Origin of the sequence: Streptomyces sp. NPDC060205, from assembly GCF_042728395.1 — a bacterium.
GTDB lineage: Bacteria > Actinomycetota > Actinomycetes > Streptomycetales > Streptomycetaceae > Streptomyces.
Genome location: NZ_JBHWZP010000163.1, coordinates 14,361 through 20,998, shown reverse-complemented (window position 1 = coordinate 20,998; position 6,638 = coordinate 14,361). Strand labels below are relative to the sequence as shown.

Below are 6,638 nucleotides of genomic sequence, written 5' to 3'. Positions count from 1 at the left end.
GGCCCGGGCCGCTGCGTCTCTCCGCCGAAGGGCTCGCGCACTCGGACGCCATCGGACCCGAGCTGTTCTCACCGGCCGTGCGCGAGGCCATGGCCGCCTACGAGACGAAGTGAGCGCCGATGGACCTCACCCTGCTGTACCGCGGCCCTCTCTCCTCCTGCGACTACGACTGCCCGTACTGCCCGTTCGCGAAGCGGCGGGACTCCACGGCCCAGCTGCGCGCCGACCGCGCGGCACTTGAGCGTTTCAGCGCGTGGGCGCACGAGCAGCGGCAGGACCGTCTCTCGGTGCTGTTCACGCCGTGGGGCGAGGGGCTGGTGCGCTCCTGGTACCGCCGGGCCCTCGTGGAGCTGTCGAACCAGCCGCACATACAGCGGGTCGCCATCCAGACCAATCTGAGCTGCCGGACGGACTGGCTGAGGGACGCGGATCCCAACACCGTCGCCCTGTGGTGCACCTACCACCCCGGTCAGACACCGTACGAACGTTTCCTCGCCAAGACGCACGAGCTGGCCGGCCTCGGTGTCCGCTTCAGTGTCGGGATCGTCGGCGTGCCTGGCCACCTGGAGCACGCGCGGCGCCTGCGCGCGGAGCTGCCGCCCCACGTCTACCTGTGGGTCAACGCCGCCGAGGGACACACCTATACGGACGCTGAAGCAGCCGAGTGGACCGAGCTGGACCCGCTCTTCCCGTTCAGCCGTCACCCCCACCGCTCCGCGGGCATGCCGTGCCGCACGGGTGAGTCGGTCCTGTCGGTCGACGGTGAGGGCACGGTCCGCCGCTGCCATTTCGTGCGCACCGAACTGGGCAACCTCTACGACGGCTCGTACCGTGGCCGGCTCGGCCCCCGGGCCTGCCCGAAGGAACTGTGCGACTGCCACATCGGATACGTGCATCTGGAGACACTGCCGCTGTACGACGTGTTCGCGGGCGGCGTCCTGGAACGTGTGCCGCCCACCCTCCCCGACCGCCCGCTCCTGCCCCTCATATCCACAACTAAAGTCGCCTGACGACCAGTTGACCCTCTCAGCGTCAAGCATCACCCTTCGGCCGCAGGCGGTGCGGCTGGCAGGATGTCGCCGTTGACCCCTTTGCCCGGCACATGACAGCGTCGGTCCGCCCCGGGCAGCAGGTTCCGGGCAGCGGGCTCCGGGCGGCAGACTCCCGGCACATCCACAGAGGGGACCGATCAGCATGAGCGGCAGACAGGTCACGTACGCGGCGGCGGTCACGGCGGCCGTACTCCTCCTCGGCGTCTCGGGCACCGCGGCCTCGGCTGTCGCCGGACCGGGCGCGGCTCCGGCACCCTCGGCTTCGGCGGCCGAGGCGGCGTTCGGGCAGAGCAGCTTCACCCCGGACGAGGAGGCCCACCTGCGCGAGGTGGCCGCGGCCATCTGGAACGCGGACCTGGCCGCCGGCTGGAACATGAACGCCGAGGTCGCCGACGCGCTCTCCACGGCGACCGGGGAGATCCTGCGGTGTTCCGAGGCCTTCGCCCTGGTGCCGCGGCCGGCGGGCTTCGTCCCGGGCGTCGGCTACCTGCTCAGCTACTGGAAGAACCTCAAGGACTATTTCCTCGCAGTGAAGGACAACCGCACCTACCGGGCCTGCGTGGTGACCGCGTCGGCCAACTACCGGTCGGCGATCGAGATGGCCTCCATGGGCATCTGACCCAGCGGGACCGGCTCCGCGACAGCGGGAGTACCGTCGGCCGGGCACGCCGTGCACGAGACTGGGAGACGGGACAGCGACCGGTGGGCGCAGACACGCGCCCACCGGCACTGCCCCGCCGGACACGGCCCGCCCGAAAGGAACCACCGCATGATCATCTTTGGCACCAAGGGATATCTCTACCAGCTGGCGATACTGACCCTGGTCTGCGGCCGGTGCGGCAACCCCGCCGCGCACACGCTCAGCAAGCGCGTCACGAAGTTCACCCTGTTCTTCGTCCCGCTGTTCCCCGTCTCGACCAAGTACGCGACCCAGTGCACGTTCTGCGGCGCACAGCAGAAGATCGACAAGGAGCAGGCGGAGCAGTTGCAGGTGCAGGGCGCGGGCGGTCAGCCGCACGGTCACCAGCCGCAGCAGCAGCCCTACCAGGGCTGATCCGGCGTCGCACCGCCGACGTTCGGCCCACCGTCCCGGGCCCGGCCCGGGCGGGCTCGAACTCGTCCCCGGCGGACCGCCGTTGCGCCCGGCTTCGCGGCAACGAACGTCGCGTGTGAGAAACCTTGACGATCACTCTTGCGACTGCCACGATTCCGGCGCCGCCATGTTTACGTAAACATCACCACCGACCCCACCCTGGCCGAGATGCCGGCCGGGGCAGTTTCGGGCGGTCGATGTTTACGTAAACATCTTCAGAAAGGGCTCGATGATGCGCAGAATCCCCGCCGGCCCCCGCCTCACTCCCCGGCTGCGCGCCACCCTGGTGGCCCTGGCGATCGCCGTGAGCAGTGGTACGAGCGTCGCCGCCGCCCCTGCCGCCACCGCCGCGCCGAGCGTCGACACGACGCAGTTCAAGGGCGTGAACTGGGCCGATCCCCGCGACAACTTCGCCGACGATCCCGTCGTGCTCTCCGGTCTGTCGACCTCCGACAGCTACGCCCGCACCTACGCCAAGGCGACCCGGGTGATCTCGGCGTTCCGCGCGAACCTCGGCGCCAACACCGTCCGGCTGCCGATCAACCCGTACACCGTCGACGGCTCGTACTGGAAGTCCTACCGCGGGGTCATCGACGCGGCCTCGGACCAGGGCTTCAAGGTGATCCTGTCCTACTGGGAGGGCACGGGCCCGCGCAAGGACGGCTTCATCGACGACACCGCCACGTACTGGCCCATGTGGAACACCGTGGTCAAGGCCTACAAGGACGACAAGCGCGTCTACTTCGAGCCGATGAACGAACCGCATGGTTACACGGACACCGAGTGGGCCGACATCGCCGCGAAGTGGCTGGACACCTACCGGAACGTGCCCCGCAGCCGGGTGTTCGTCAGCGGCGCCGGCTACAACGACCACGTCACGTCCGTCTGCGCGGACCCGCGGCTGAAGGGCACGTACCTGTCGCTGCACCACTACGGGTTCTGGAAGGAGTACGCCACCTACGACGAGTGGGTCGCCGACCTCAAGGTGCGCATCGGTGACTGCGCCGGCCGGACCGTGGCGGACGAGTTCGGCTCCCCGATGACCACCGGGCTCGACTACAACAGGCCGACGCCCGACGACAACTTCGTCAACTACCTGCAAGCCGTCACCGACACGTTCCGCGAGCTCAAGATGGGCTCCGTGTACTGGCCGGGGCTGCGCACCGACGACACGTACTCGCTGCAGACCCTGGTCGGTGACCCTGACCGGCCCTGGCTGGTCACCACCAACCGGTCCGGCGCCGACCGGCTGGCCTGGGCCTGGGGACGCGGCAAGCCCGTCCGGCCCTGACCGCGCCCTGGACGTCCGCCCCGATCCTCCTTGCGCCATGCGGCTTCGCGGAGGATGCGCAGGGGGAATACTGGGCTGGAAACGACGTCACTCCAGGGGTGGTCAGCGTGGACAGAGCGTGGGAGGCGGACCCGTCGGACATGTCGTCCGCGCGGTCCACGGGCACCCTCCAGGTCCGCCCGCTGGCGGACCGCTCGGGCTGGCGGGCCGAGGGTGAGGTCAGTCTGGCCACGCGCACGGCCTGGGAGCGGGCGCTGGACCGGCTGGCTCTGGAGGATGTGGAGGTGTGCCACTTGGAACTGTCGGCGGTCACCTTCGTCGACGTCGCCGGTGTCTCCGCCCTCGCGGTGGCGGTTCAAGGTCTTCCCGAAGGACGTCGCATCATGATCGAACAGCCGCCTGCCGCCGTGCGCCGGGTCCTGGACATGTTCTGGCCCGACCTGCCCGGCGTCGAGGTGGTGGCGCGATGACGGCCCCGACCACCGAGCCGTTCACGCATCCCGCCCTCTTCTACCGGGGCGAGGAGGAGTACGTGGACGGCACTGTGCCGTTCATCCGTGAGGGCCTGGCGGCCGGTGAACCGGTGGCGGTCGCCGTGCCCGGTCCGCGACTGGAGCTTCTGCGCTCCGCCCTGGGCGACGGCGCGACGGACGTGCGCTTCATCGACATGACGGTGGCGGGACGCAATCCCGGGCGGATCATCCCCAAGGTGCTGAGCGTGTTCGCCGACGCCCACCCGAAGGAGCGGGTCCGGATCATCGGGGAGCCGATCTGGCCCGACCGCACCGGCGTTGAATACCCGGCCTGTGTGCAGCACGAGGCGCTGATCAACTCCGCGTTCGAGGGGCGGGACGCGACGATCCTGTGTCCGTACGACGAGGCGGGGCTCGGCGAGCAGGTCCTGACCGACGCGTATGAGACGCATCCGGTCGTGATCTCTGGCGGCCTGCGTCGGAACAGCCCGTCCTACGCGCCCGAGCGGGCGGTCGAGCGGTACAACGAACCGCTGCCGGTCGCGGAGGGGGCGGAGGGGTACGTGTTCGGGGCGGACGAGTTGCCGGCGGCCCGGTACTTCGTGGCCGAGCGGGCCGCGCGGCTCGGCCTCTCCGGCGTCCGGCTGGACGACCTGGCGCTGGTCGTGGCCGAGCTGACCACCAACAGCGTGGTGCACGGGGGTGGCTGGGGCGCGGTGTACGTGTGGGGCGAGGGTGGGCAGGTGGTGTGCGAGGTGCGGGACGAGGGGGAGCTGAAGGATTCGCTCGCCGGGCGGCGGCCGTCGCCTCCGGCGCAGGTGGGTGGGCGGGGGTTGTTGTTGGTGAACTACCTCATGGATCTGGTACGCGTGCGTACTGGGCCTGAGGGGACGGTTGTTCGCTGTTACGTCGACGTGTGAGGGTCGCCTGGCCGGCGGGGGTGGGCTTCGGAGGGCTCCGGGGGCTTCGAGGGTGCGTTTGCGGGTGCGGGTTCGTTGTGGCTGAGCGCGCCGTTCCCCGCGCCCCTGGGTGGGTTGGGTTGAGGCTTGGTGCGTAGCGCAGCGCGAGTCAAGGTGCGCGTTTGCGGGTGCGGGTTCGTTGTGGCTGAGCGCGCCGTTCCCCGCGCCCCTGGGTGGGTTAGGTTCTGGCTTGGTGCGTAGCGCGGCGCGAGTCAGGGTGCGCGTTTGCTGGTGCGGGAGCGTTGTGGCTGAGCGCGCCGTTCCCCGTGCCCCCTGAGGAATCAGGGGGTGAAGAACGTGGCCAGTGAACTGGTCAGGGCTTCTGGGGACTGTTCTGCTACGTGGTGGCCCGCGTCTATTCCGTGGCCCGTTACGTCGGGGGCCCAGTCCGCCCAGATCTTCAGTGGGTCGCCGTAGAGGTCCTCCAGGTCGTCCCGGAGTGACCACAGCGCCAGTGCGGGACATGTGATGCGTGTGCCGGCGGCCCGGTCGGCCTCCTCGTGGCGCCTGTCGATGGTCAGGCCCGCCCGGTAGTCCTCCAGCATCGCCCGGACCACGTCCGGGTTCCGCGTCGCCGCGCGCCACTCGTCGTGGTTCTCCTGGCCCATGCTCTTCGGGTCGCCGTGGTACCAGCTGTCCGGATCGGCGTTGATGACGCGTTCGGGGACGTCCGGCTGCGCGAAGAAGAACCAGTGCCACCACTGCGTGGCGAACTTCGCGGTGATACGCGACAGGTGCTCGCTGATCGGAAGGCAGTCGATCAGCGCCACACGCCGCACCGCCTCCGGGTGGTCGAGCACCAGACGCAGCGCGACAGCGCCCCCGCGGTCGTGCCCGGCCAGCATGAACCGCTCATGACCGAGGTGGCGCATCACCGCCACCACGTCCTGTGCGACGGCGCGCTTGGCGTAGCCCGCGTGGTCGGCGGTGAACGCCGGACCACGCGAGCGGCCGTATCCCCGCAGGTCGGGGCAGACGACGGTGAAGCCGCGCTCGACGAGCCGGGGAGCGACCCGGTGCCAGGTCGCCGAGGTCCTGGGGTGGCCGTGCAGCAGGACGACGGGCGGCCCCTCGCCGCCGTGGCGGACGAAGGCGGACGACTCCTGGAGCCTGACCACCTCGGATTCGAACCCTTCGAACATCCGCCCGCCTCTCGGTTCGCTCGTCCTGCCACGCCGGTCAGGTCCCGGTGCGGTCAGCCGGGGGTGATGCGGCCACGCCAGGAACCGGACGCGCCGCCGCCCTGCTCGATGTACTCCTTGAAGCGCTTCATGTCCCCCTTGACCCGGCGGTCGATCGTGCCGGTCAGGTCGGCGGCCTTCTCGGCCGCTCCGGTCGGCTCCACGTCCATCACGAGCTGGACCCGCGTATGCGTGTCGTCCAGCCGCTGGAAGCTGACCGTGCCCTTCTGCTTGGTGTCACCGCTGGTGGTGCGCCAGGTGATCCGCTCGTCGGGGAACTGGTCGACGATCTCGGTGTCGAACTCGCGCTTCACTCCACCGATCTTGGTGGTCCAGTGGTTGTGGCGGTCGTCGACCTGCCTGATCTCCTCGACGCCCTCCATGAACTTCGGGAACTCCTCGAACTGCGTCCACTGGTTGTAGGCGACGCTGACGGGGACCTCGACCTCGACCGCTTCCTTGACCGTGCTCATCAGGTGGCTCCTTTCCACGTGGATCTCGTTACGGCGCGGCGGGTACCCGATGAGCGCCCTCCTACAACTCGACGGAGTGATTGCTTCCGGTCGGGGGGGGGGGGGCCCCGCGCCCC

At 69.7% G+C, this 6,638-nt stretch carries 8 protein-coding genes; 6 read left to right on the top strand and 2 right to left on the bottom strand.

Features of this window, described 5'->3' with window-relative positions; all coding sequences use genetic code 11:
* Window positions 1-119 precede the first annotated feature (119 nt).
* The 6 genes from ACFWGJ_RS26025 (at window position 120) to ACFWGJ_RS26000 (ending at window position 4,829) form a co-directional block, all read left to right on the top strand.
* Window positions 120-1,010, top strand: coding sequence for an STM4011 family radical SAM protein (locus ACFWGJ_RS26025; protein ID WP_387328903.1), 891 nt, complete (start codon window positions 120-122; stop codon window positions 1,008-1,010).
* Window positions 1,011-1,194: 184 nt separating this feature from the next.
* The gene (locus tag ACFWGJ_RS26020; RefSeq protein ID WP_387328901.1) at window positions 1,195-1,671 is read left to right on the top strand and encodes a hypothetical protein; all 477 of its coding nucleotides are present in this window, start codon (window positions 1,195-1,197) and stop codon (window positions 1,669-1,671) included.
* Between the two features lie 150 nt (window positions 1,672-1,821).
* Complete coding sequence (locus tag ACFWGJ_RS26015; RefSeq protein WP_387328899.1) at window positions 1,822-2,106, top strand: zinc-ribbon domain-containing protein; 285 nt, start codon at window positions 1,822-1,824, stop codon at window positions 2,104-2,106.
* A 271-nt stretch (window positions 2,107-2,377) separates the two neighbouring features.
* Window positions 2,378-3,436, top strand: a complete 1,059-nt coding sequence (locus ACFWGJ_RS26010) for a glycoside hydrolase family 5 protein (protein WP_387328909.1) — start codon at window positions 2,378-2,380, stop codon at window positions 3,434-3,436.
* A 140-nt stretch (window positions 3,437-3,576) separates the two neighbouring features.
* Window positions 3,577-3,906, top strand: coding sequence for an STAS domain-containing protein (locus ACFWGJ_RS26005; protein WP_387328906.1), 330 nt, complete (start codon window positions 3,577-3,579; stop codon window positions 3,904-3,906).
* Complete coding sequence (locus tag ACFWGJ_RS26000) at window positions 3,903-4,829, top strand: anti-sigma factor RsbA family regulatory protein (RefSeq protein WP_387328896.1); 927 nt, start codon at window positions 3,903-3,905, stop codon at window positions 4,827-4,829. The genes ACFWGJ_RS26005 and ACFWGJ_RS26000 overlap by 4 nt, the downstream gene beginning before the upstream one ends.
* A gap of 320 nt (window positions 4,830-5,149) precedes the next feature.
* On the opposite strand, the gene ACFWGJ_RS25995 is transcribed toward ACFWGJ_RS26000, so the two are convergent.
* Together ACFWGJ_RS25995 and ACFWGJ_RS25990 are read right to left on the bottom strand one after the other, a co-directional pair.
* A complete protein-coding gene (locus ACFWGJ_RS25995; RefSeq protein WP_387328894.1) occupies window positions 5,150-6,010 on the bottom strand; it encodes an alpha/beta fold hydrolase in 861 nt (286 codons plus the stop codon).
* A 53-nt stretch (window positions 6,011-6,063) separates the two neighbouring features.
* Window positions 6,064-6,522: an SRPBCC family protein gene (locus ACFWGJ_RS25990; protein ID WP_387328891.1), complete on the bottom strand. Its 459-nt coding sequence runs from the start codon at window positions 6,520-6,522 to the stop codon at window positions 6,064-6,066.
* Window positions 6,523-6,638: the final 116 nt, after the last annotated feature.